Source organism: Rhodanobacter sp. FW104-R8 (assembly GCF_001617365.1).
In the GTDB taxonomy this organism is placed as follows: domain Bacteria; phylum Pseudomonadota; class Gammaproteobacteria; order Xanthomonadales; family Rhodanobacteraceae; genus Rhodanobacter.
Genome location: NZ_LVJR01000008.1, coordinates 27,191 through 47,249 on the forward strand (window position 1 = coordinate 27,191; position 20,059 = coordinate 47,249).

General features: G+C 62.5%; 23 protein-coding genes and 1 tRNA gene. 10 read left to right on the forward strand and 14 right to left on the reverse strand.

Features of this window, described 5'->3' with window-relative positions; translation table 11 throughout:
* Positions 1-6 precede the first annotated feature (6 nt).
* Positions 7-474: an ArsI/CadI family heavy metal resistance metalloenzyme gene (locus tag RHOFW104R8_RS01605; RefSeq protein ID WP_407071422.1), complete on the reverse strand. Its 468-nt coding sequence runs from the start codon at positions 472-474 to the stop codon at positions 7-9.
* The gene (locus RHOFW104R8_RS01610) at positions 471-809 is read right to left on the reverse strand and encodes a helix-turn-helix transcriptional regulator (protein ID WP_068096624.1); all 339 of its coding nucleotides are present in this window, start codon (positions 807-809) and stop codon (positions 471-473) included. Before RHOFW104R8_RS01610 ends, RHOFW104R8_RS01605 begins: the two co-directional genes overlap by 4 nt.
* A gap of 100 nt (positions 810-909) precedes the next feature.
* Between RHOFW104R8_RS01610 and RHOFW104R8_RS01615 the strand changes: the two genes are divergently transcribed.
* Together RHOFW104R8_RS01615 and RHOFW104R8_RS01620 are read left to right on the forward strand one after the other, a co-directional pair.
* Positions 910-1,443: an FHA domain-containing protein gene (locus tag RHOFW104R8_RS01615; protein ID WP_162840137.1), complete on the forward strand. Its 534-nt coding sequence runs from the start codon at positions 910-912 to the stop codon at positions 1,441-1,443.
* A complete protein-coding gene (locus RHOFW104R8_RS01620; protein ID WP_068096620.1) occupies positions 1,440-3,146 on the forward strand; it encodes a protein kinase domain-containing protein in 1,707 nt (568 codons plus the stop codon). The genes RHOFW104R8_RS01615 and RHOFW104R8_RS01620 overlap by 4 nt, the downstream gene beginning before the upstream one ends.
* 14 nt (positions 3,147-3,160) lie before the next feature.
* Here RHOFW104R8_RS01620 and RHOFW104R8_RS01625 read toward each other — a convergent pair whose 3' ends face one another.
* Together RHOFW104R8_RS01625 and RHOFW104R8_RS01630 are read right to left on the reverse strand one after the other, a co-directional pair.
* Entirely contained in the window at positions 3,161-4,063 is a 903-nt protein-coding gene (locus RHOFW104R8_RS01625; protein WP_235605130.1) for a LysM domain-containing protein, read from the reverse strand.
* Positions 4,064-4,227: 164 nt separating this feature from the next.
* On the reverse strand, positions 4,228-4,506 hold the full coding sequence (locus RHOFW104R8_RS01630) for a hypothetical protein (RefSeq protein ID WP_068096614.1): 279 nt from the start codon (positions 4,504-4,506) through the stop codon (positions 4,228-4,230).
* Positions 4,507-5,002: 496 nt separating this feature from the next.
* Between RHOFW104R8_RS01630 and RHOFW104R8_RS01635 the strand changes: the two genes are divergently transcribed.
* Complete coding sequence (locus tag RHOFW104R8_RS01635; RefSeq protein ID WP_068096612.1) at positions 5,003-5,257, forward strand: hypothetical protein; 255 nt, start codon at positions 5,003-5,005, stop codon at positions 5,255-5,257.
* A gap of 343 nt (positions 5,258-5,600) precedes the next feature.
* On the opposite strand, the gene RHOFW104R8_RS01640 is transcribed toward RHOFW104R8_RS01635, so the two are convergent.
* Positions 5,601-6,260, reverse strand: coding sequence for a hypothetical protein (locus tag RHOFW104R8_RS01640; protein ID WP_068096610.1), 660 nt, complete (start codon positions 6,258-6,260; stop codon positions 5,601-5,603).
* Between the two features lie 373 nt (positions 6,261-6,633).
* Here RHOFW104R8_RS01640 and RHOFW104R8_RS17210 point away from each other — a divergent pair, with 373 nt between their 5' ends.
* Both RHOFW104R8_RS17210 and RHOFW104R8_RS17215 read left to right on the forward strand, forming a co-directional pair.
* The gene (locus RHOFW104R8_RS17210; RefSeq protein ID WP_153021755.1) at positions 6,634-7,128 is read left to right on the forward strand and encodes a hypothetical protein; all 495 of its coding nucleotides are present in this window, start codon (positions 6,634-6,636) and stop codon (positions 7,126-7,128) included.
* A gap of 47 nt (positions 7,129-7,175) precedes the next feature.
* A complete protein-coding gene (locus RHOFW104R8_RS17215) occupies positions 7,176-7,670 on the forward strand; it encodes a hypothetical protein (RefSeq protein WP_153021754.1) in 495 nt (164 codons plus the stop codon).
* A 93-nt stretch (positions 7,671-7,763) separates the two neighbouring features.
* On the opposite strand, the gene RHOFW104R8_RS01645 is transcribed toward RHOFW104R8_RS17215, so the two are convergent.
* On the reverse strand, positions 7,764-8,357 hold the full coding sequence (locus RHOFW104R8_RS01645) for a hypothetical protein (RefSeq protein ID WP_068096608.1): 594 nt from the start codon (positions 8,355-8,357) through the stop codon (positions 7,764-7,766).
* A gap of 431 nt (positions 8,358-8,788) precedes the next feature.
* Here RHOFW104R8_RS01645 and RHOFW104R8_RS01650 point away from each other — a divergent pair, with 431 nt between their 5' ends.
* Together RHOFW104R8_RS01650 and RHOFW104R8_RS17220 are read left to right on the forward strand one after the other, a co-directional pair.
* Positions 8,789-10,195: a DUF6035 family protein gene (locus RHOFW104R8_RS01650; protein ID WP_068096606.1), complete on the forward strand. Its 1,407-nt coding sequence runs from the start codon at positions 8,789-8,791 to the stop codon at positions 10,193-10,195.
* A 48-nt stretch (positions 10,196-10,243) separates the two neighbouring features.
* Positions 10,244-11,173: a competence protein CoiA family protein gene (locus RHOFW104R8_RS17220; protein WP_153021753.1), complete on the forward strand. Its 930-nt coding sequence runs from the start codon at positions 10,244-10,246 to the stop codon at positions 11,171-11,173.
* 57 nt (positions 11,174-11,230) lie between these two features.
* Here RHOFW104R8_RS17220 and RHOFW104R8_RS01655 read toward each other — a convergent pair whose 3' ends face one another.
* The 8 genes from RHOFW104R8_RS01655 to ftsY form a co-directional block, all read right to left on the reverse strand.
* A complete protein-coding gene (locus RHOFW104R8_RS01655) occupies positions 11,231-12,133 on the reverse strand; it encodes a TIR domain-containing protein (protein ID WP_235604225.1) in 903 nt (300 codons plus the stop codon).
* Positions 12,130-12,417, reverse strand: coding sequence for a hypothetical protein (locus RHOFW104R8_RS01660; protein ID WP_068096605.1), 288 nt, complete (start codon positions 12,415-12,417; stop codon positions 12,130-12,132). Before RHOFW104R8_RS01660 ends, RHOFW104R8_RS01655 begins: the two co-directional genes overlap by 4 nt.
* A 180-nt stretch (positions 12,418-12,597) precedes the next feature.
* Positions 12,598-13,944, reverse strand: a complete 1,347-nt coding sequence (locus RHOFW104R8_RS16830) for an AAA family ATPase (protein WP_161487731.1) — start codon at positions 13,942-13,944, stop codon at positions 12,598-12,600.
* A 467-nt stretch (positions 13,945-14,411) separates the two neighbouring features.
* Positions 14,412-14,487, reverse strand: a tRNA-Phe gene (locus tag RHOFW104R8_RS01665).
* Between the two features lie 81 nt (positions 14,488-14,568).
* Positions 14,569-14,847 (reverse strand): oxidative damage protection protein, encoded by a 279-nt coding sequence (locus RHOFW104R8_RS01670; RefSeq protein WP_068096604.1) that lies wholly within the window; start codon positions 14,845-14,847, stop codon positions 14,569-14,571.
* 100 nt (positions 14,848-14,947) lie between these two features.
* On the reverse strand, positions 14,948-16,000 hold the full coding sequence (mutY, locus tag RHOFW104R8_RS01675) for an A/G-specific adenine glycosylase (protein WP_068096603.1): 1,053 nt from the start codon (positions 15,998-16,000) through the stop codon (positions 14,948-14,950).
* The gene (locus RHOFW104R8_RS01680; protein WP_068096601.1) at positions 15,997-17,055 is read right to left on the reverse strand and encodes an AsmA family protein; all 1,059 of its coding nucleotides are present in this window, start codon (positions 17,053-17,055) and stop codon (positions 15,997-15,999) included. The genes mutY and RHOFW104R8_RS01680 overlap by 4 nt, the downstream gene beginning before the upstream one ends.
* Positions 17,056-17,078: 23 nt before the next feature.
* Positions 17,079-18,218, reverse strand: coding sequence for a signal recognition particle-docking protein FtsY (gene ftsY, locus RHOFW104R8_RS01685; protein ID WP_068096596.1), 1,140 nt, complete (start codon positions 18,216-18,218; stop codon positions 17,079-17,081).
* A gap of 74 nt (positions 18,219-18,292) precedes the next feature.
* Here ftsY and rsmD point away from each other — a divergent pair, with 74 nt between their 5' ends.
* From rsmD to RHOFW104R8_RS01700, 3 genes are read left to right on the forward strand one after another with little or no spacing between them, the layout of a single operon-like run.
* Positions 18,293-18,868 carry a 16S rRNA (guanine(966)-N(2))-methyltransferase RsmD gene (gene rsmD / locus RHOFW104R8_RS01690; RefSeq protein WP_068096594.1) on the forward strand — a complete coding sequence of 192 codons (576 nt, stop codon included), beginning with the start codon at positions 18,293-18,295 and terminating at the stop codon, positions 18,866-18,868.
* Positions 18,869-18,901: 33 nt separating this feature from the next.
* Entirely contained in the window at positions 18,902-19,453 is a 552-nt protein-coding gene (gene coaD / locus RHOFW104R8_RS01695) for a pantetheine-phosphate adenylyltransferase (RefSeq protein ID WP_235604223.1), read from the forward strand.
* Positions 19,446-19,949, forward strand: coding sequence for a hypothetical protein (locus tag RHOFW104R8_RS01700; protein WP_068096591.1), 504 nt, complete (start codon positions 19,446-19,448; stop codon positions 19,947-19,949). Before coaD ends, RHOFW104R8_RS01700 begins: the two co-directional genes overlap by 8 nt.
* Positions 19,950-20,059 lie beyond the last annotated feature (110 nt).

The following is a 20,059-nucleotide window of genomic DNA, read 5'->3' on the forward strand; positions in this document are numbered from 1 at the left end:
CCCGTCTCAGCAGCAGTTCGCGGCCGGGCCGCACGACGTGGAGGAACCGGCGGAGGCTGCGGTGCCGCAGCACGCGGCCCCGTCGGGCTGCGGTGCGCCGGTGTAGGTGGTGGCTTCGCCATGGGTGCGGAAACTTTCCCAGCGCACGCCCTGCGGGTCCTCCGCCCAGAACTTGTCCGAGCGCGCGTAGCAGCACGTGGTGGCGCGCTCGGCCAGCGTGACGGCGTCGGCCGCCTGCAGCCGCGCGCCGATCGCGGCGAGTTCGGCGTCGTCCCCGGCCTGCAGGCCGAGATGGTCCACGCCCGCCTTGCGGCCGCGCTGCGAGATGGCGAAATTGACGCGCGGATCGTCCAGCATCCACTTCGCGTAGTCCGGCTTCAGCACGCTCGGGGCAACGCTGAGCAGCGTGGTGTAGAAACGGATGCTGCGGTCGAGCTGGTCGACGTTCACGTGCACGTGGAAGCGTTTTATCATTTTCTCTCGGTGGGCCGACAGGTTTTGGCCGGCGCGCAGCCGGCGGCGGCGGAGCCTGCGCAGCAGCTTTCGGTGAGGAAGCCGAGCAGGCCGTTCATCTGCAGATAGTTCGCGCGGCACTGGATCACCCGTCCGCGCCGCTCGTCGCCGACCAGGCCGGCGCGCCGCAGGATGTGCAGGTGGTTCGTCAGCGTCGCGCCAGCCAGCCCGGTCGCGGCGGCCAGTTCGCCCACCGCCATCCCTTCATCGCCCGCCTGCACCAGCAGGCGGAACAGGTTCAGGCGGTGCTCCTGGGCAAGCGCGTTGAGGCAGGCGAGGGCATCTATTGATTCCATATTTCTAGAATTACGAAAATAAATATGAATGTCAACAACCGATGCGAAGGTTGCCTGCCAGTTGGTTATAGTGCCGCCTGATTAGGAGTTCGAGGTTTCGATGAGCAATCGTGGTCAAGCACCGTCCAGCCAGTCCGGCGAGCGATCGCCGGGGCCGCAGGGCACCCGGATTTTTTCCACCGAGGCATTGCGGCAATACGCCAGCGAGATGCAGGAGGGGGAGGGGGGCCGGATCAGCGTGCACGAACCGGTACTGGAAGGCAGCAGCCATGGCATCGTGGGGCGCCGCTTCGTGCTTCGCCCGGGCCGGCATACCATTGGCCGCCGGATCGACAACGAGATCGTCGTCGACGACCTGAGCGTATCCGGTTGCCACGCCTGGATCACCAACCAGCAGGGCCACTGCGTCATCATGAACACGCTGTCCACCAACGGTACGTTCGTGAACGACCGGCGCATCCACGAGGTGGTCCTGCGGCATGGCGACCACGTCAGGCTGGGCCAGGTCGAGTTCGTGTTCCTTACCCGCGAGCACGGCAAGCGGATCGACGCATCCTGGCGCTGGATCGCCGGCGCCGCCCTGCTGCTGGCCGTGTTCGGCGCGCTCGCCTGGTGGCTGCTAGGGTCGCCGTGAGCGAGGACGCCACCCCGGCAAGCGTCGGCCGTTACCGCATCGAGGGCATCCTCGGCAAAGGCGCGATGGCGGTCGTCTATGCCGGCTTCGACCCGGGCATCGAGCGCAAGGTGGCGATCAAGTGCCTGCATCGCGAGATCGCCGCCGACCCCGCCTACCGGAGCCGCTTCCTGGTCGAGGCGCGCGCGGCGGGACACCTGACCCATCCGCACATCGTCACGATCTTCGACGTGGGCGAGACTGTGGACGGCCGCTCCTACATCGCGATGGAACGCCTCTCGGGCGAGACGCTCGCCGGCAAGGTCAGCCGCGAAGGATTTCCGCCGCTGCCGGCGGTCTTCGAGCTGGCCGGCCAGCTTGCCTCCGCGCTCGACTATGCACATGCCCGTGGCATCGTCCACCACGACATCAAGCCCGAAAACATCATGCTGGCCGATGGCTGGAACTATGCCAAGATCAGCGACTTCGGCATCGCCGAACGCCGCGGCTCGCCACCGGACGGCAACGGATTGTCCGCGGAAATCGGCGGCACGCCGGCCTACATGGCACCCGAGCGCCTGCGTGGCGAGCGGGCCGACGCGCGCAGCGACCTGTTCTCGCTGGGCGTGGTGCTGTACTGGCTGGTCACCGGCAAGCTGCCGTGGCCGGACCTCGGGAACCTGCAGCAACTGCTCAGGAAGCGCCTGCGCTCGCCGCATCCGCCGGTCCGGCCGCGCGACCCGGCCACGCCCTCGATATTGATGAACATCGTGCGCACCCTGCTGGAACCCACGGCGGGCGCGCGCTACCAGCGTGGCGCGGAGGTGGTCGACGACCTGCGCCTGGCAGCCCGCGAGTACGAGCGCGAGCGCGAAAATCCGCTGGCCACCCGCATCATTTCATTGCGGCTGCGCTGGGCCAGCAGCCTGGGTGCCATCCTGAGCCTGGTGCTGGTGCTGGGGCTGGCCACGATCTACACCAAGCAGAGCGCCGCAGTGACCGGCGTGGCCCTGGACTTCGGCAGTTCGATGGGGCGCATGGTCGCCGGCGAGTCGGCCGAGAACCTGCTGCTCGGCGACACCGCCGCCACCCGTGCGCTGGTCGGCGACATCTCGCGCAACCAGCAGATCCACTACCTGGCCATCGCCGACCGGCGCGGCGACGTCGTGGCCAGCACCCGCCAGGAGGAGGTCGGTCACCCGTTGCCTGAGCCAGGTGGACAGGCCTACCTGCCGCGCGAGGACGATATCCGCAGCTATCTCAGCCGGGACCCTGGCGACCCGGGTCAGAGCGCGATGCTGTTGTTCGATGTGCCGATCCGCTACCAGGCCAAGACGGTGGGCGAGTTGCGCCTGGGCATCGGCGACGCCGCGTTGCGCGCCGCGCAGAGAACCACCCTGTGGGTGATCGTCGTGGTGCTTCTGCTGACCCTGGCCGCCGTCATCGGCGCGGCCTACTGGCTGTTCCGCCGGCCGCTGATCACGCTGGACCTGGTGCGCGATGCGCTGTTGCGGGTGGCGCGCGGCGACTTCGGCCACCGTATTCGGCTGACGCGGAGGGACGAGATCGGCCGGCTGTTCGCCACCTTCAACCTGATGAACAGCACGCTGCAATCGCGCCAGCGCCGCGCCGGGAAGACCGCGCCTGCACCAGCCGTGGAGGCCGACGTTTCGCGCCCGACGCGCATCATGCCGGTGACGCCGGACGAGGGCGGCGCCGGCTGACGGACCGACGTGGCTCAGTACTGTTCGAGCCGATGCTTCAGCTCGCGCGCCCGCGCCCGGTAGATCACGGCCGGCTCGTAGTCCGGCGCGATCGCCAGCACGCGGTCCCACAGCGCGATGGCCGGGTCCAGCTGCTGGTCGCGGTACAGCACGATGGCCCGCTCGTGGTACGAATCCAGCAACTGGCTGCGCAGCGTCGCCGCCTTGGTGCCGGACGGCTTCAGGCGCGGTTCGATCGCCAGCGCCTCGCCGAGACGGGCGAGTGCCTGCTGTTTGCGCCCCTGGTCGAGCAGGGCCACGCTCTCGTCCTGCAGCCGGCGCGCCTTCGCCGCGGCGGATTCGGCGCCCGGTGGCGGCGATGCCGGGGCGACGGGTGCGGCGGCATCGGCCGCAGCCACGGCCGCCGGCGCAGCACCTTCCGCGGGTGCCGGTATGCGAAGCGTCTGGCCGACGCGCAACAGCGAGGGGTTGGCCGAACCGTTGTAGCGGGCCAGGATCAGGAACAGGTTCGCGTCGCCGAGATAGCGTTCGGCCAGCGTGCTGTAGGACTCGCCCGCCTGCACGATGTGTGCATGCCAGCGGCTACCGAGCATCTGTTCGGGATCGACGGTGAGCTGGCGCAGCATGCCCTGCGCCGCGCGGTCGCCCGGGTGCTGCCGCAGGTGCTGGCGCAGCGCCTTCTCGCCGGTATCGTAGTGCCCGAGCTGGAGCTGGTTGCGGATGATTGCCGCCAGCGAAGATTCGCTGGACGCGGTTGCCGACGACTCCGTCGTCGCCGTCGACTGCGCCGGGGCGACCACGACCGAGGAGCGGCTGCCCATCGAGGAACAGCCGCCCGCACCCAGTGCGGCCAGCAGCACGCCGGCCCACATCGCGCGGCGCCGGCCCGGGTAACTCGAACGCATCGTGTCCGCCATGTCAGTCCGCCGCATCGTGGGCAGTCCATGGAGATCGGTTGGCATGGTCATCGTCCGCTCGTTCTTTAGCGCGGTGCCCCCCGGGGCAGGCCGCTCCATTGCATGGTGGAAGTATAGCCGGCCTGATCGGCGCGGCCCCGCGTCCGCGAATCCTGTCCGCGTCGTCATGCCTTGCGCGGGCGCCGCGGCTTCGCCTGCGCCGCGGCGATCAGCTGTTGCAGGTAGGCGATGCCCTCTTCCTCGGGAAAGAACGCCACCACGTCGGCGACGCTCAGCCCGTGCCGCTGGCGCAACACCAGGAATTCCTCCCGTGCCATCGCAAGCCGCTGCGCCGCCGCGGCCTTCTTGCCAAGCGTCTTGGCCGGCGTCTGTTTCTCCATCTTGCGTTCAAGCGTCGCGAGCTCTTCCTGGAACTGGCGGAAATCGTATTTCTGGGAGGTCATGGCCTGCACGACGTATCGACGAGAGGCTGATTTTCGCACGCGGGCCACAGACAGTGGGGTGACGGATCAGCAGTTCCGCACGCCAGGTGGAACACGAGAAGGAGAGAAAGACAAAGCCCACCGCGAGGGGTGGGCCGAGTCGTCGCGTGCAATGGTGGCGGGGACGGAATCGAACCGCCGACACGGGGATTTTCAACGTTTGACACGACGAAACGAATGGCGCCAGGCCGCGACGTGATTGGCTTGGCATAAGGGTTGCTGAGGCACCCTCCGGCACCAGGCGGCACAGAAAGGCACGGTTTGCCGTTACCCAAACGTAACCCAAAGATTTTTCGTGATCGTTTCCGTCGAACGTTCGGCGAGCAGGGGACGAAAAATGAGGGAACGGCGGAAGGGGTTTCGACCTGGCGCTTTTGGACCCACATGTCGGGTGCCGCCGATGACCGCCAACAGGCCAGTCCCGCAGGCCTAGGGGATCGCATCTCCGGGTTTCTAGGTGCTGTCTGGACGCGCCACATGCCATAAGACGAACACCGCCGGCACCTATCACCTGGCCGGTTCGGCAGAGGACATCGACGCGCTCAAGGGCTACGCCATCGGGCGGCTGGACGTGCAGCGCAACGCGTTGGATGTTATGCGGGACTTGATGGCGTGGGCTAAGGAAGCACAGCCCGCGATGGTGGTGGCGGCGGCGGTGCCGACGCATGCGCCAAGCCGTGCGCCGTCAATCGGTCACGGTCTTGGCATGTGATCACGCGGCGCTGCGTGACGCCCTCACTTTTTCGGATCGGAGGGTGCCGGAGCTGGTGCTGGTGCTGGCGCCGGTGCCGGTGCGGGAACAGCCGCCATGCTTGCACTCGGCATACCCTTAGTCACCGTGGCCGAAACGACCGGCTGCATGAGAGCCGACGCCATGCCTTCTAACCCTAGCCCAGGCGTACCCGTGATCTGCTGCATGTTTGCCGACGGCGTGGCCTCCTTAAAGGTCGAAGGATTGCCCGGCGACGTGGTCTTGTTATCGGCCATGGTTGATGCCCCTGAATGTGGAGTTGCGCGACGATGGATCGGGCAAGCGTGACACTAACCGAGTGCGGTTATTTGGTCTGCTTGGAAGGCGTAGGGGTGGGTGGGGGTGCAGGTTGTTGTGCTGCCGATGACGACGGAACAGCCGCCATGTTTGCGCTCGGCGTGCCCTTAGTCAGAGGGGTTGCTTGGATCTTTTGCATCAACGCGGATGGCATCGCATCTGTCGCGTGTGCGGTTGTGCTCGTGGTCTTTTTATCAGACATCGCGGAGTGCTCCTGAACATTGGTCCAGACAAAGGCGGTTGTGAAAATGACGCCGATGAAGAAAGCGGCGCCAGCGAAAAGGTTGAGCCAGGAGAGAGATTTTTCCGCCCAGTCTTTCTTGTTGTGGGAGGTTTCTATCTTGTCGATGTAATACTCGCGGGCGAACTCAACGCGTTTCCGGTTGGCCGTCTGCCCAATATGGAAGGACGCAAGCATCACCAGCAACGAGAGCGCCAAAAATACCCATGACGCTTTGAGGGTCCAGATGGAATGGGCCGATGCGAGTGGGACAACATCCTTGATAAAGGTCAGAGACAGAGCCAGCGCCCCCGTGGAATACGTCAGGATCGTATTGTCGTATTTGTCGGAGTTGGCCCTTTCACGGGTGAGTTGTTCGGCCGCATATGCGTCGAACATCTGCTGTCGCAGCGCCTTATCGTCAGGCTGGTCGGTGTCGTCGGTCATGGGTTCCCCTTGTCTCCCGCTATCAATGCACCTTGGGATGAGGGTGAAGCATTTCAAGAGGCAGAGGTAGTTCCGGCGGCAACAGGCTCCGTTCGCACCTGTTACAAGCCGCTGTAACCCGCGTTACGGGGTCGGCGGATTGTCCGGCAAGCCGGCAGGGTGCGCAGAGCTGCGGCCTATTGCTGTTTCAACAATTCGAGGCGATCGGACAGCTAGTCGATAGTCAAAACAGGTGCTGGCGTTTCAGAAAGGCCGGCAGTTTCGGAAATAGGGGGAGAAAGTTTCCGGATCCCCCTTGACGACTTCGAATGGCGACATAGGGTGGAGTGTAAGGAGATTCCATCACTCGACCAATCCCATTTCAGGAGAACCCATGAAACCTACCTGCCTCCCTTCGCAGCGCCTCAACCCACCCCAAGCAGCCCCCGACCAGGCCAACCATCGGGACGCGCTCCCTCATAAACGTGCCTACCCACAAACAGGCCTTTTCGTGCCTACCCACAAACTGCTGACTAAAACGCAAATATTGGTTTTAGTCAGATCCTTCTATCGGTTATTTCATTTTTTGCCGCGGTTTCGAATTGACACGTGGCTCAGGTCTGGAAGGATCAATACAGGTATAGCAAATACAGACCTGAAAATTGCTAACCACCCCCAAGGACACACCACTATGCAAAACACCATTCAGTCGCCGCGGCCTTCGGATGAGCACAGGGGAAGGTTTTACGGCGCGCAAAAACTGGAAGATTTCCCCAAAGACATCGTGGACTATGTTCGCAGCCGCCCTCGTTGGACCCAAGATGAAATCAACGCCGACTTTGCCCAAGCGAGGCGGCTGGTTGAGGCGCAGGAACGGGGCGCGAAGTAATGTCGGAAACGGCGGAGCCAACACCACCGCATGGAGGTCCAGCGTCAGTGAACGCTGCCAAGAAATTTGGCCGCGGATATCTTGCTTATTTCAAAGGAAGTGAGGATGTTGTTGGCGCCATTGCCTACGGTCTTTATACCGAGCAACTAAAAAAGTGGCTGGAAGAACACCAAGCCAACCATCAAGTCCCGCCCTCTGACGAAGCGGTGAACGCCTATATTGATGGGCTAATTTCGGATGCGACAGTTGGCGCGTTCCGAGACAAAGCCGATAAAATCTGCCAGGTAATGCTCGATATTCGGCTCGCCAAGGAAATAGAGGATGGAGCGTCAACTCGGTATAACGTAATGATCAAATCATGCCTTGAACAGCTCGGTCAAAAAATCGAATCCCAAGACAAGTTTTTAGGCATGAAAGGCTGGGCTGGAGAAATCATTAAGAGCGTCATCGCCACGGTGCTGGCAGCGGGTTTGGTTGGTGCTATTTATGGCGGGGCTATCGCGTTGGCTAGGTTATGCGGATGGATAATAAGTATTTGGTAAGGTTTGATTATGACAAGGCGCCAGCCAACACTTTTGAGTGTGCTACCGCTCACTTTTCCGCACTCAGAAGCCTCAAACACCGGTTGCGGCTTCTCATTTCAGGTCATACCCATTCGTCCACGCCACCCACAACCACAGATGGTTCTCTAAACCCCTGATGGTTTTCGTGGTCGTCCAGGTTTTCCTTCCCAGCCGCGCCAAGTCGTTCCTCATCTTCGCGAACGCAACGTTGATCGCAAACAAAGGGTCGTAGCCAGGTCCTTTCACGCCCACCGTCCGCTTGTGCTGGACGCCCGGCAAGGTTCTCCCCATCCATTTCGGATACGACGACTCTCCATCGGTAGCCAAGGTCGCCCCTGGCTTCAACACGCTCGCCACGGACTTCAAAACAGCCGGAACCACCTGGGCCCGCGTGTCCACATTCCAGCCCCTCGCCTGGCCCTTGGACATGCTGCTGGATAGTTTGGCGACGCCGAACGCCAGCACCTCACCCGTTTTCACCCTTACCACCACCGGCACCGAGACCTGGGCCCATCGCCCGTGGATGAAGGTCTCCAGTTCGTCGAACATGACATAGGCCGTCCGCAGGCTCTGAAGGTGTTTGGCATGATGCTTCTGGGCCTGCTCGGCCAGATGAAGCACTTTCCGGTCAATGGTGCGTCGGCTACACCCCAGCAGGGCGGCCATGCGTCGTAATGAAACCCCAGACACGGCCAGGGCCAATACCTGATGGTTCAACTCGGGCCGATGGTGGCCTTGAGAGGGCAGGGTTTGCGTGCCGCAGAAATACTTTCCGCACGCCTTACATTGGTAGCGAGGCACGGGTTGGTGGTTGTGCTTGGCCCGGCGATAGCCTTTCTTCCGATAGAAACCCGCAGGCGGGTCCATGTGGTGGACGCAAGCGGGATTCGGGCACCGGGGGCGGGGGCGCTTCATGGCCGAACTGTAGCGGCGGCGAGGGGATCGAAAAAGAGGCTTTTATCCCGTGTAGGTTAGCTGTTCGGGGAAATGCCCGCAGGGAGGCGGGTGAGGGGGATTTGAGGCGCCGCCAGGTGGGTCAGGTTAAAGTCTCGACCGGTGCGACTCCGCCGATGTATAGATGAGGCTAGGAGGAGACCATGGCAGCAACCTACAACCCAACATTCGCCGTCGATAGTCCAGAGATCGACGACATCATGGACGAACGCACGGGTGACTACTTCACCGCAGCTCAGCTCATTGGTTCCGATTGGGAACTTGCGATGCAGACCCGTATGAGGTCGAGCCAAGCCATTGCAGCGGGCAAGGAGCGCTTTCTATGCGCGTTGTGTAATGCGCCCGTCTATCTCATTGCGCAAATGAATCGCAAGAAGCTCCACTTTAGGCACACACGAGAAGATGGAAGTTGCCCCGCAATCACCCGCGGTGCATTGAGCGAAGATCAAATCAATGCGATCAAGTTTCACGGTCAGCGGGAGAGCGAAGCGCACAGGCGCATGAAGGCAATCATCGCCGAGAGCCTGCAGCGAGATCCAAGGTTCTCTCGGGTTCAAATTGAGCAGACGTGGAAAGGGTCGGAGAAGAACGAGCGCCGCCGACCTGATGTGTGCGCCATCTACGATGGTCAATTGCCGGTTGCTTTCGAGGTGCAGCTTTCCACTACGTTTTTGAGGGTAATGGCGGAACGTCGCAATTTTTACCTGAAGGAGGGTGGACTTCTCTTCTGGGTGTTCAAGTCTTTTGATGCTCAAGACGCTCGTATGACCCAACAAGATGTCTTCTACAACAACAACCGAAACATTTTTCTGGCTGGCGAAGAGACCTTGCAGGCATCCCTGGATTGCGATGCGTTGATGCTACAGGCCCATTGGCATCGACCCGTGATCGAACATGGAGGAATTCACTGGGTGCCTGAGCGAAAAATGGTTCGTTTCGATGAGATCACATTCGATTTGCCAAGTCAGCGAGCCTTCTTCTTTGATGCAGATGCAGCGAAGATTGATGCGGAACGGAAACGACTAATCCTGGCCAACGCTCCGTTGCGCAACGCGTTTGAATCGTGCTTCGTAGCCTACGAGTGCGATGCGGTTCCTTACCCTGATACGCAGAAGGAATGGACTCGGTTAATCCACGCTTTCGGGAAATTTGACTTGGACTTGCCAGAGCAGCCCAGTGAAATGGGAGGGTTACGCTACCTACTTCAAGCCGCTTATTCCGCCAAGCTTGAGAAACCTGTTGGCACTAAGCATAGGGACTTGGTGAAGCTCGGCCATCATCTGTTCGAACAGCAACCACAAACGTTGTGGGTGTTTCGACTGATGCTTGGGGCCTACGACCGCGCCCAACATATGGTTGATCATGACCCTGCGCCGAGGCGTAAATGGAGGAACAAGACGAAGGACTACAAACGGTGGTGGCTCGATGGCGATCCTGCCGTGGCTCCAGATCGTCGCTTTGATGCTTTGTTAGTGTTTCTCTTTCCTGAGATCGCTGACAACTTGGTGAGGGAGCCCAGGGATGTGCTGGCTGAAGAAAGGGCGCCTTGAAAGTGGCGGTGTCGGAATGTGAGGGTGAATTTCTCAGGAAGCAGAACAGTGGATCAAACGCTCATTCCCTTTGCCTTGCGCGCCGCAGATGACGAGATTGTTGACGTCGCAGACGTTTCCTCTGGCTTGGCCTGCGGTTGTGTCTGTCCGTCATGTTCGACCGCGCTCATCGCCCGAAAGGGCAACATCAAGGCATGGCATTTTGCTCATGTTGGCCGCGCTGAATACGGTTCGACGCAGACTCGCTGCGACTTTTCGTGGGATGTTTCCGTCCGGCTCATGGCGCGCCAGCTGCTGCGATTCAATTCGCGAATGAGCATTCCGGAGTGCAATGGCAACCTGTTTGGTGATACAGATTGTCTTTCAGAAAGCCAGCAGAAAACTTTTTCAGTGGCTCCTGAGAGAGCCGTTGACCTGCCTGTCGGCAAGATTGACGCAACCTTTGCGGGGGCCTTGGTCGATGTGCTGACTGAGGTGGACGGGGCGCCTTTCGTTGTCTATTTCACCTATGGTGGTCGCCCGGTCCCTGATGCGCTCAAGGCGCCTTCGGCTCCATGTGCCGGGGTCATCGCGATCAACATCCCCTCGCTCGCCCCAATGTTTGCGACAGTGGCTGGTGACCCCCGAACGCCTCGCCAAATTCTGTCCGCTTTACTGGGAAGTGATTTATCCGCGAAGCGGTGGATCTACCATCCGGATTACGCTGATGCACAAGAACGTGCGCGAACTGAGTTTGCGGAACAAGTGTCGCGCAGGCCAAATGTGATCCCGACTTCGCACTCATTTCGTGCCCAGCAGCCGGTTGCTGCGCCAGCCACAGTCGGGCGCTCATATGAGCTGATCACGGCTCCGCCGGGGGAAGTGCCACTCTTTCACTGCGTGAAGTGTGAGTTCAAATGGGGTCTGTCGATGGGCGGCATTGAGCGCTGTCCGCAGTGTAATAGCAGGTTCATGGTCACGCGCATCCGCGCTCGCTGATGCATTCGAAGCTTCGTCTCGGGTAAGTAAGACATTGAACGAGGAAATGCCCATGGCTCAAGCCATTACCTTGTTCCAGTCGATAGCATAGCCGGCGGCTTCTAGTTCTTTGCCAATAGACTGCTTCCACCCTGGACCGTCAGTCATCGGCTCCCACACGACGCCAGCAAAATCACTCGGGATCTCAACGAGTCCTTTTTTTAGGGCGCAAACGCGCTCTCGCCCAAGCCGCCCAAGAAAATAGCCCAACTCAAGCAGCACGTTTTGACGTGCCCGAGGTTCGAAGGCAGCCGCGTCCTTCATCTTGCCTTCGTCGTCCGGGGTCAGTAACACAATCGCAAAGCCGACATCACTATTTGCTTCAACCTTTTCAATGATGGTGCGGCCGCGGTTGGCTTGTTCATGTAGAACGACGGGCACGAGGCCGAGACGTTCGATGAACCGGGCGACTGATTCCCGCGCCTCGCCGTCGTGGCCGTGAACTATGAAAATGCGGTTTGAACGCTCAACCACAGATCGACTCCTCGGCCTGTTATATGCCATGACATAGCTCTTGTAGTCGCGCACAAAAGGGATGATGAGTTGGCGCACCATCGAGTGTAGGCCAGCAATGATCTTTCGGCCCGAGTAGAAAAAGGTATGGCCGAAGTCGAGAGCTCTGTCCGGGTTGCTACCGAGATCCTGGAGTAGCTGCCAGGCAAGTCCAAGATAGGCTCGTTGATCTTCTGGCCACGCCAAAGTCTGGCTGCCCACGAAACTGCCTCCAGTTTGTTCACTTTCTTCCAAGAAGGTCTTGAGGTCTAGACCCTCTACCAAGGCATGATTGATCTCCTCAAGACTGGTGTCATTGAGTAGTCGCGCTAAGTTTTTTAGCGGTCTCTCGAAAGACTGGAGTTCCGAAGCTTGAAGATCCAAAACTGCGTTATTGATTTGCCCGAATAGGCTGTCGGTCTCTATCACGGCTCTTCGCTGCCCTCGATACGTGCTTCGGAAGCTTTGCCGATGATGGTCTCCCTAAGTTGCTCTTTCATCTGTTCGGCCAATTGCGTGACAAGCGGGTTGTCCGCATAGTCGTGAAGCTTGGAGTCCACGAGGTTCTCGACCTCAATAATGGCTCGCTCAATGCTTTCTGGATCGTTGGGGTTGAAGTTGACCGAGCCCAAGTCACCGTCTATTGATGCGATTGCCTTCTCGGCTTCACTCAACTGGCGAGTTAATTTTTCGAGTCCCTCGATTTTGAACATGCGCGGCTCCGGATGAGTGAGTCTAAGTTGCTTTGCTGAACCAACTCTCTAAAGAGGCTCCCACAAGTTCGTCGCAGGAGACGAGATATGGTTACTTGTGAGGTGTCCGATCATCATTGATGTGCCCGGACTTTCCAGTGCAATGCTCGTATACGCCGTCGGGAACGGCACGCTACGATGTCAGCGCCTCAATGTTGAGGGCTCACCGCCCAACCGACGTGGGTCGATGTAACGCCTTTGTTTCGCATGCGCATGTGCGACGGGAGTGGACATACTAGGACACAAGTCTTGTAGTTCAATGCCTTCAGCCGATGCGCACAGACGCACATAGCCACGGACGATGTTCTCCGAAAATTGATACTGGCCTTGACGAAAGCCCTTGGAGAGGATGGGGCCGTATTTCGGACGCTTCAACGCTGCCAGCAATTGGAGAAGCTGTTTTTGCACGATGCTTGGAGCATCAAGTTTTTCGCTCAGTGCGATATAGGATCGAAAAATCTGACTGGTTGTGCGTTCCAAGTCCCATGAATCTGCTGTAGCCCACGTTGCCAACTTGTAGGTGTCGCTCCGACCACGGGTGGCAAGATCATAGGACTTGCGAATTTCTACTTGCGCTTCCTCAACCGCCGTGGTGATGGCTTGTTGCAAATGCTCCAACGTAATTTCTGTGGCGTCACGGTCATGGTAGACGGCATACATGAGCTTTTCGACCAGCAGGTGCACGTAGTAAGGAAATCCATTGGCGATGCTTGCAATACGAAACCGTGCGGTTCGTGTGGGTTCCAGTTCCCAACTCAAGCCAAAGCGCAACAATGCATCGTCAACGATATCGAGTGCAGGCTGATACTCAATGCGTTCCAACTTCACCTGGGTGAACTGTCGAAACGATGATGGGTGCGAGCCAAGAATAGATTCTAAGTCAGTTCCGACACCTGTGAAAACAAATGTAATGAGGGCTCCTCGATCCCCCAGAAGTTTGACGAGTTCTGCAAAGTTTCGACGTGTTTCGACGGATGCAAGCCGATCCACTTCGTCAATGACAACCACGCGGATGGTGTTGCGACCGTCATCATCCAGGCACGCTAAGACGTTCGCGGCCCAAGAGACCGTAATTTCATCCTGTGCAACATATGACTCTTGCCGACCTGAGCCGAGCTTGATGATTTTGTCAAAGCCTAAGCTTCTGGACTTTTGGACCGCTGCGAGTTGCCGTGGTGCAAATTCTTGGATGACCTGCCTCATCAGAGCGTCGAATGTCGTGTCCGTGGCACAGCCAAACTGTTTGAAATTATCGGTTTCCACCACCGCACGACCAGCTGTTTTTGCAAGTGATGTCTTTCCAACACCACGCTCTCCAAAAATGAAAACATGCCGTCCCGCTGCATAGATTGCTTGTTCGACGGCGCTGACTTGTGTTTCCCGACCTTTGAGGTGACTCACCTTGTCGATTGGTCTGGAATGTGATGTAACTCTTCCCAACGCATCCGCAAATTGAGCTTTGGATAGATCGTGAATTCCTGGAATCAAGGCGGCGCTCCTGGTAGTTAGACCCCCAACCCCGTCAGCATATAGCGGGTAACGGGCGTGAACAGAAGCTTGAATCGAAAACGCCACCCCATGAAGAGGTGGCGTGGTCTGGTGCGTCGGTCATCCTTGATGTGGAGGCCTCCACGGCGCCCAGACTTCCCAGACACGGACAGTGTGCCCGCGGTGTAGCCTGTAGCCCATCAGGGTAGGGTGATGAAGGGTGTCAGGGTTTTCTGACGGAAACCACGAAATGGATGTCTAAACGCATCGTTGGCAAGTGTCCGAACGCCCGCTTGCATGGCTCCCCCCATTCGTCGAGCTTTCGTCGAGCAGGGGAGTTTATTCGTCGAGCCAAATAAAACCGCCAATTCCTCGCGCTGGCCGTTACCCAAACGTAACCCACGAAAGAAAAGCCCACTTTTCGCAATTTCGAAGAGTGGGCTAAGTCTTTGATATACCAACAAAAATGGTGGCCGGGGACGGAATCGAACCGCCGACACGGGGATTTTCAATCCCCTGCTCTACCAACTGAGCTACCCGGCCGGGAAGCTGGCGATCGGTAACAGCCACGGGGCCGTCGACGATGCGTGGAGCCGCGCATTAGACCGAATGCACGGCTTTTCGTCAAGACTCCGGGTCGGGCGGGGTGAAGCCGGCGGCCTGGTCGACGTCGCCGCCGAACAGGAATTTTTCCATCTGTTCGCCGAGGTATTTGCGCGCCTTCGGGTCGAGCGGATTGAGCCGGTATTCGTTGATCAGCGTGGTCTGGTGGGCCAGCCATTGCTGCCAGGCGGACCTGGATATCCCGGCGTAGATGCGCTGGCCGAGCGGGCCGGGCCAGGGGGCGAAGTCGAGGCCTTCGGCGTCGATGCCGAGCTTGGCGCAGTGGACGGTACGGGTCATGGGGTTTCCTCGGGGCTTCACGGGTATCGGTTGGAGCGCACCCTGTGCGCGATGCTCTTCGCTCCGATCGACATCAAAGCATCGCGCACAGGGTGCGCTCCTACAGGATGCTCTGGAGCAGGGTGCGGACCGGGGCGGGTAGCCCCAATGCGGCCAGTTCGTCGGCGCTGCACCAGCGCGACTGCGGATTATCGGCGATGCGGTGCTGCGCTGTCGCGCGGTCGAACAGCAGCGGCTCGATATTCAAGCGGTAGTGGCTGAACACGTGGGTGAACGAGGCGAGCGCCCGGGCGTCGTCGATCCGCGCATGCTGCTGCGCGACGCGCCAGGCACCGTCCGGATCGGCCGCCTCGGGCAGGCTCCACAGGCCGGACCACACGCCTTGCGGGCCGCGCCGTTCCAGCAGCACGCGGCCCTGGCGGTCACGCAGGATCAGCATCACGGTGGCGCGGGCGGGAATGGATTTCGCCGGCTTGCGGCCGGGCAGTTGCGCGGTGAGGCCGTCGCGACGGGCAATGCAACCGGTGGCCAGCGGACAGTCCTCGCAGCGCGGGCGCGAGCGCGTACATAGCGTTGCACCGAGATCCATGATCGCCTGGGTGTAGTCGGCGACGCGTGTGGCCGGGGTATGTGCCTCGGCGTGCTGCCACAGCTGCTTCTCCACCGCGCTTTCGCCGGGATGGCCGTGGATGCCATGGTAGCGCGCCAGCACGCGCTTGACGTTGCCGTCGAGGATGGGAAAGCGCAGGCCGTGCGCCTGCGCCAGGATCGCGCCGGCGGTGGAGCGGCCGATGCCGGGCAGCGCGGCGAGCGCGTCGAAGTCGCGCGGCAGTTCGCCACCGTGGCGTTCCACGCAGAGTTGCGCGGCGCGGTGCAGGAAGCGCGCGCGGCGGTAGTAGCCGAGGCCGGACCACAGCGCCAGCACGGTGTCCTCGTCGGCGGCGGCGAGCGCGCGCAGCGTGGGCAGCGCGGCGACGAAGCGCTCGAAGTAGCCGACCACGGTGGCCACCTGGGTCTGCTGCAGCATCACCTCGGACAACCACACGCGATAGGCGTCGCGCCGGCCGTCGTCGAATGCGTGTTGCCAGGGCAGGCTCTTGCGGCCGTGCCGGTCGAACCAGCGCAGCAGGCGGGGGGCCAGGGTTGCACTCATGGCTGTTTGCCGGTGGCGGGTTTCGCCGTGGTGCCGGCGGGCGCCGGTGCGGCATCGCCGGCACGGATGGTCAGGCCTTCGATGGCGACGCTGCCCACGTCGACCCGGGCGATTTCCGCGTGGCCGTTGCCCGACGGCATGCTCAGCTGCGGCCCTTGCGGATCGCTCAGCTGGCTCCACCAATGGGCCAGCGCCAGCGGCGGCAGGTGCAGGTCGGCGTGGTTGGCGGGGCCGTCGAGCTTCAGCGCGAGCAGCAGCGGGTCGTTCTGGTTGGCCGGGGTCAGCCGCAGCGAGATGTCGTATTGGCCGGCCTTGGCCTGGTCGAGCCGGCCGGCGAGGTTGGCGGCGGCATCGGCGGCGCCGTGCCAACGCGCATTGCCGGCGAGCGTCAGCGTGGTCGTGCCGCCTTGGGCCAGGTGCAGGCTGACGTTGTCCAGTTGCAGCGTGCTGCCTTCGATGCGCGGCGTGGCGGACAGCCGCAACTGCAGCGGCGTGTGCGCCGCGGTGGTGGCGGACAGGTTGAGCGGGAACGGCTGGCCGGAGATCAGCCGGCCGGCTTCGAGCGAGACGTTGTCGAGCAGCACGGCGTTGCCGCGCACCACGCTGCCGTGGTTGATGTCGACGCCGGTATCGATGCGCGGGATGTTCGGCGGCGAGCCCACGGGGTGCGAGGGCAGCGCGGCTAGCCATTCCTGCAGTGCGTCGAGGTCGACCCGTGGCGAGTCGATCTGCAGTTGCGAGATCACCGTGGGGCCGCCGAACAGGGTATGCCAGGGCAGCACGAGCTGGCCGCGCGCGGCCAGCAGGATCGGCGCGCTGGCGCCCGCGGCGTTGAGCGTGATGCCGTTCAGGTCCAGCGCCGGGCGCGGGAACAGGGTGGGGCTGGCCGGGCTGGACAGGTTCAATTCGAGCCCCGCGCTGCGCGCCTGGGTCTGCAGCATGCGGGTGAAGCGCTCGGGTTGCAGCAGCAGGTAGACCGCGACCACCGCGGCCAGCACCGCCGCCAGCGCGAGGCCGCCAAGGAGCAGCAAGGTCAACCGCAGGCGGCGCGACATCCGCTCAGCCTCGCCAGCGCGGTTCAGTCATGGCCCGGCGCCTCGCCGCCGAGGCTGGCCGGGAGCAGGCCGTCGACGAACGCCTCGGCTTCGAACACGCGCAAGTCGGTGGCGCTCTCGCCCAGGCCGACGAAGCGGATCGGCAGGCCGAATTCGCGCGCCAGCGCGAACACCACGCCGCCCTTGGCGGTGCCGTCGAGCTTGGTCACCACCAGGCCGGTGACGCCGACGATCTGGCGGAACTGGCGCACCTGGCTGACCGCGTTCTGGCCGGTGGTGCCGTCGATCACCATCAGCACCTCGTGCGGCGCGTCGGCGTCGAGTTTCTTCAGCACGCGGGCGATCTTGCCCAGCTCGTCCATCAGGCCGCCCTGGGTGTGCAATCGGCCGGCGGTGTCGGCGACCAGCACGTCGGTGCCGCGCGAGCGTGCCGCCTGCAGCGCGTCGAAGATCACGCTGGCGGCGTCGGCGTCCTGGCCCTGCGAGATCACCGGCACCTGGTTGCGCTCGCCCCAGGTCTTCAGCTGCTCGACCGCGGCGGCGCGGAAGGTGTCGCCGGCGGCCAACATCACCGCGCGCCGTTCGTCGCGCCAGCGGCGGGCCAGTTTGCCGATCGTGGTGGTCTTGCCGGCGCCGTTGATGCCGACCACCAGCACCACGAACGGCTGTTTGCCGCGCACCTCCAGCGGTTGCTCGACCGGCTTGAGCAGGGCGACCAGCGCCTGGCGCAGCGCGGCCAGCAGCGCCTGCGCGTCGGCGAACTCGCGCCGGTGCATGCGCCTGCGCAGGTTCTCGACCAGCTCGGTGCTGGCCTCGATGCCGACGTCGGCGGTGATCAGGGTGGTTTCCAGCTCGTCGAGCAGGTCGTCGTCGAGCTTCGGGTGGCGCATGAACAGCGCGCCGAGGCCGCGCGAGAACGCATTGCCGGCGAGCCGCTCGCGCCAGCTGCGCCTGGCTGGGGCCGGTGCCGCGGCGGGTTCCCCGGCCGGCGCCACGAAGCGTTCGTGGCCGGGCCGGGTATCGGCGGGCGCGGGGATTTCCGCCAGCGCCTCGTGCAGCGTCGCCTCGTCCCCTTCGGGCGCGACGGCATCGGCCGCCGGGGCCTTTGCGGCAGGCTGCCCGGCATCCTTTTCGGTGGGCTTTTTCTTCCAGAACTTGAGCATTGCGGCGGCGATTCAAAGACAATGGGCGGCATGCTAACACTCCAACCTGTACCGCCCGCTGAGGGCGCGGCGGCATGAACGGCGGGCGCAAGGCCGGGCCGGGGCGGGTCCGCATCATCGGCGGCAGCCTGCGCAATTCACGGCTGGAGGTGCCGGATCTTCCGGGCCTGCGGCCGACGCCCGAGCGGGTGCGCGAGACCCTGTTCAACTGGCTGGCGCCGGTGCTCGACGGCGCGCGCTGCCTGGACCTGTGCGCCGGCACCGGCGCGCTCGGCATCGAGGCGCTGTCGCGCGGCGCCGCCGGCGTGCAGTTCGTGGAACGCGACGCCCGCGCGGCGCAGGCGCTGCGCGCGAACCTGGCGCGGCTCAAGGCCCCGGGCGGCCAGGTGGCGGAGCTGGATGCGGGGCTGTTCCTGCAGGGCACGGCGCAACCGTACGACCTGGCCTTCTTCGACCCCCCGTTCGCGCTGGACCTGTGGCCGGCGCTGGCCGGGCAGCTGGAGCAGGGCGGCTGGCTGGCTGCGCAGGCGTGGATCTATGTGGAGTCGCCACGCGACCACGTGCCGGCCTTGCCGCCGTCCTGGCGGTTGCATCGCGAAGGCCACGCCGGCGAGGTGCGTTTTGCGCTCTATCGGCGCGCCTTCCGTTAAGCTAGGGTCAATTCAGCTGCTGTGTCCCCACCTGTGAGCAAAGCTTTGGGCAACCCGCGCCTGGCCGTCTACCCGGGCACCTTCGATCCGATCACCAACGGCCACACCGATCTGGTGGCACGCGCGGCGCCGTTGTTCGACCGCGTGGTGGTGGCGGTGGCCGACAGCTCCAGCAAGGGCCCGGGTTTCAGCATGGCCGAGCGGATCACCCTGGCGCGGCTGGCGCTGGCCGACCTGCCGAATGTGGAGGTGCGCGGTTTCGACTGCCTGCTGGCCACCTTCATCCAGCAGATCGGCGCGGGCGTGATCATCCGCGGCCTGCGCGCGGTGTCCGATTTCGAATACGAGTTCCAGCTGGCCAGCATGAACCGGCACCTGATCCCGCAGGCCGAGACGCTGTTCCTGACGCCGGCCGAGCAATACAGCTTCATCTCCTCCTCGCTGGTGCGCGAGATCGGCCGTCTAGGCGGCGATATCTCCGGTTTCGTGCATCCGGCGGTACAACAGGCCATGCGGCAGCGCTGGCAGAAGGGCCGGACCGGCTCCAACAAGCAACCCGAAACGGAAGGTGATAACCATGCGTAAGTTCGCTCTCATTGCTGCCGTCGCACTGACTGCCAGCCTCGCCCTGAGCGCCTGCGGCAAGCATCAAGCCGCCGAGCAGGCCGGCCAGCAGGCCAGCCAGCAGGCGACCAAGCCGACCGATCCGAACGACAGCAAGGCGTGGAACGCCTACTTCGGCCAGATCGTGCAGAACAACATGCAGGGCATGAAGGCCGACCGTCCGTACCCGTACCTGGTGCCGGCGGGCGATTCCGAGGAGGCCGTGGCCGGCCGCGGCCGCCAGTTGTCGAACGTGCAGGATGCCGTGGCGCGCGGCGTGCTGCCGGGCAACATGCTGGTGTTCGCCGGCCAGGATTCGGCGAAGACGGCCGACCTGGTCATCGCGGCGTTCAAGGATGCCAAGCCCGGCTCGTTCAAGGACGTGATCGTCCTGTTCATCGGCGCCCCGGCCGACCAGCAGCGCGTGGACGACGTGCTGAAGCCCACCGGCGCCACGGTCCGCTTCGTCGCGATGTAAGAAACAGGAGTGAGTAGTTGATGAGTGAGGAGTGAGAGAAAGCCGGGTGTGCGGCGAGTTCTTGCCCTCTCTCGCTTCTCACTCCTCTTCATTCACTCCTCGCTTGCTCC

Bases quoted from the DNA above. Each gene is read 5' to 3' on its own strand.
- RHOFW104R8_RS01670 (WP_068096604.1), bottom strand. From the start codon at position 14,847: ATGACCCGTACCGTCCACTGCGCCAAGCTCGGCATCGACGCCGAAGGC.
- RHOFW104R8_RS17210 (WP_153021755.1), top strand. From the start codon at position 6,634: ATGAAACCTACCTGCCTCCCTTCGCAGCGCCTCAACCCACCCCAAGCA.
- RHOFW104R8_RS01700 (WP_068096591.1), top strand. From the start codon at position 19,446: ATGCGTAAGTTCGCTCTCATTGCTGCCGTCGCACTGACTGCCAGCCTC.
- RHOFW104R8_RS01645 (WP_068096608.1), bottom strand. From the start codon at position 8,357: ATGGCCGCCCTGCTGGGGTGTAGCCGACGCACCATTGACCGGAAAGTG.
- rsmD (WP_068096594.1), top strand. From the start codon at position 18,293: ATGAACGGCGGGCGCAAGGCCGGGCCGGGGCGGGTCCGCATCATCGGC.
- RHOFW104R8_RS01615 (WP_162840137.1), top strand. From the start codon at position 910: ATGAGCAATCGTGGTCAAGCACCGTCCAGCCAGTCCGGCGAGCGATCG.
- RHOFW104R8_RS01680 (WP_068096601.1), bottom strand. From the start codon at position 17,055: ATGTCGCGCCGCCTGCGGTTGACCTTGCTGCTCCTTGGCGGCCTCGCG.
- RHOFW104R8_RS01660 (WP_068096605.1), bottom strand. From the start codon at position 12,417: ATGTTCAAAATCGAGGGACTCGAAAAATTAACTCGCCAGTTGAGTGAA.
- RHOFW104R8_RS01650 (WP_068096606.1), top strand. From the start codon at position 8,789: ATGGCAGCAACCTACAACCCAACATTCGCCGTCGATAGTCCAGAGATC.
- RHOFW104R8_RS01630 (WP_068096614.1), bottom strand. From the start codon at position 4,506: ATGACCTCCCAGAAATACGATTTCCGCCAGTTCCAGGAAGAGCTCGCG.
- RHOFW104R8_RS01605 (WP_407071422.1), bottom strand. From the start codon at position 474: ATGATAAAACGCTTCCACGTGCACGTGAACGTCGACCAGCTCGACCGC.
- RHOFW104R8_RS01625 (WP_235605130.1), bottom strand. From the start codon at position 4,063: ATGGCGGACACGATGCGTTCGAGTTACCCGGGCCGGCGCCGCGCGATG.
- RHOFW104R8_RS01640 (WP_068096610.1), bottom strand. From the start codon at position 6,260: ATGACCGACGACACCGACCAGCCTGACGATAAGGCGCTGCGACAGCAG.
- ftsY (WP_068096596.1), bottom strand. From the start codon at position 18,218: ATGCTCAAGTTCTGGAAGAAAAAGCCCACCGAAAAGGATGCCGGGCAG.
- mutY (WP_068096603.1), bottom strand. From the start codon at position 16,000: ATGAGTGCAACCCTGGCCCCCCGCCTGCTGCGCTGGTTCGACCGGCAC.
- RHOFW104R8_RS01610 (WP_068096624.1), bottom strand. From the start codon at position 809: ATGGAATCAATAGATGCCCTCGCCTGCCTCAACGCGCTTGCCCAGGAG.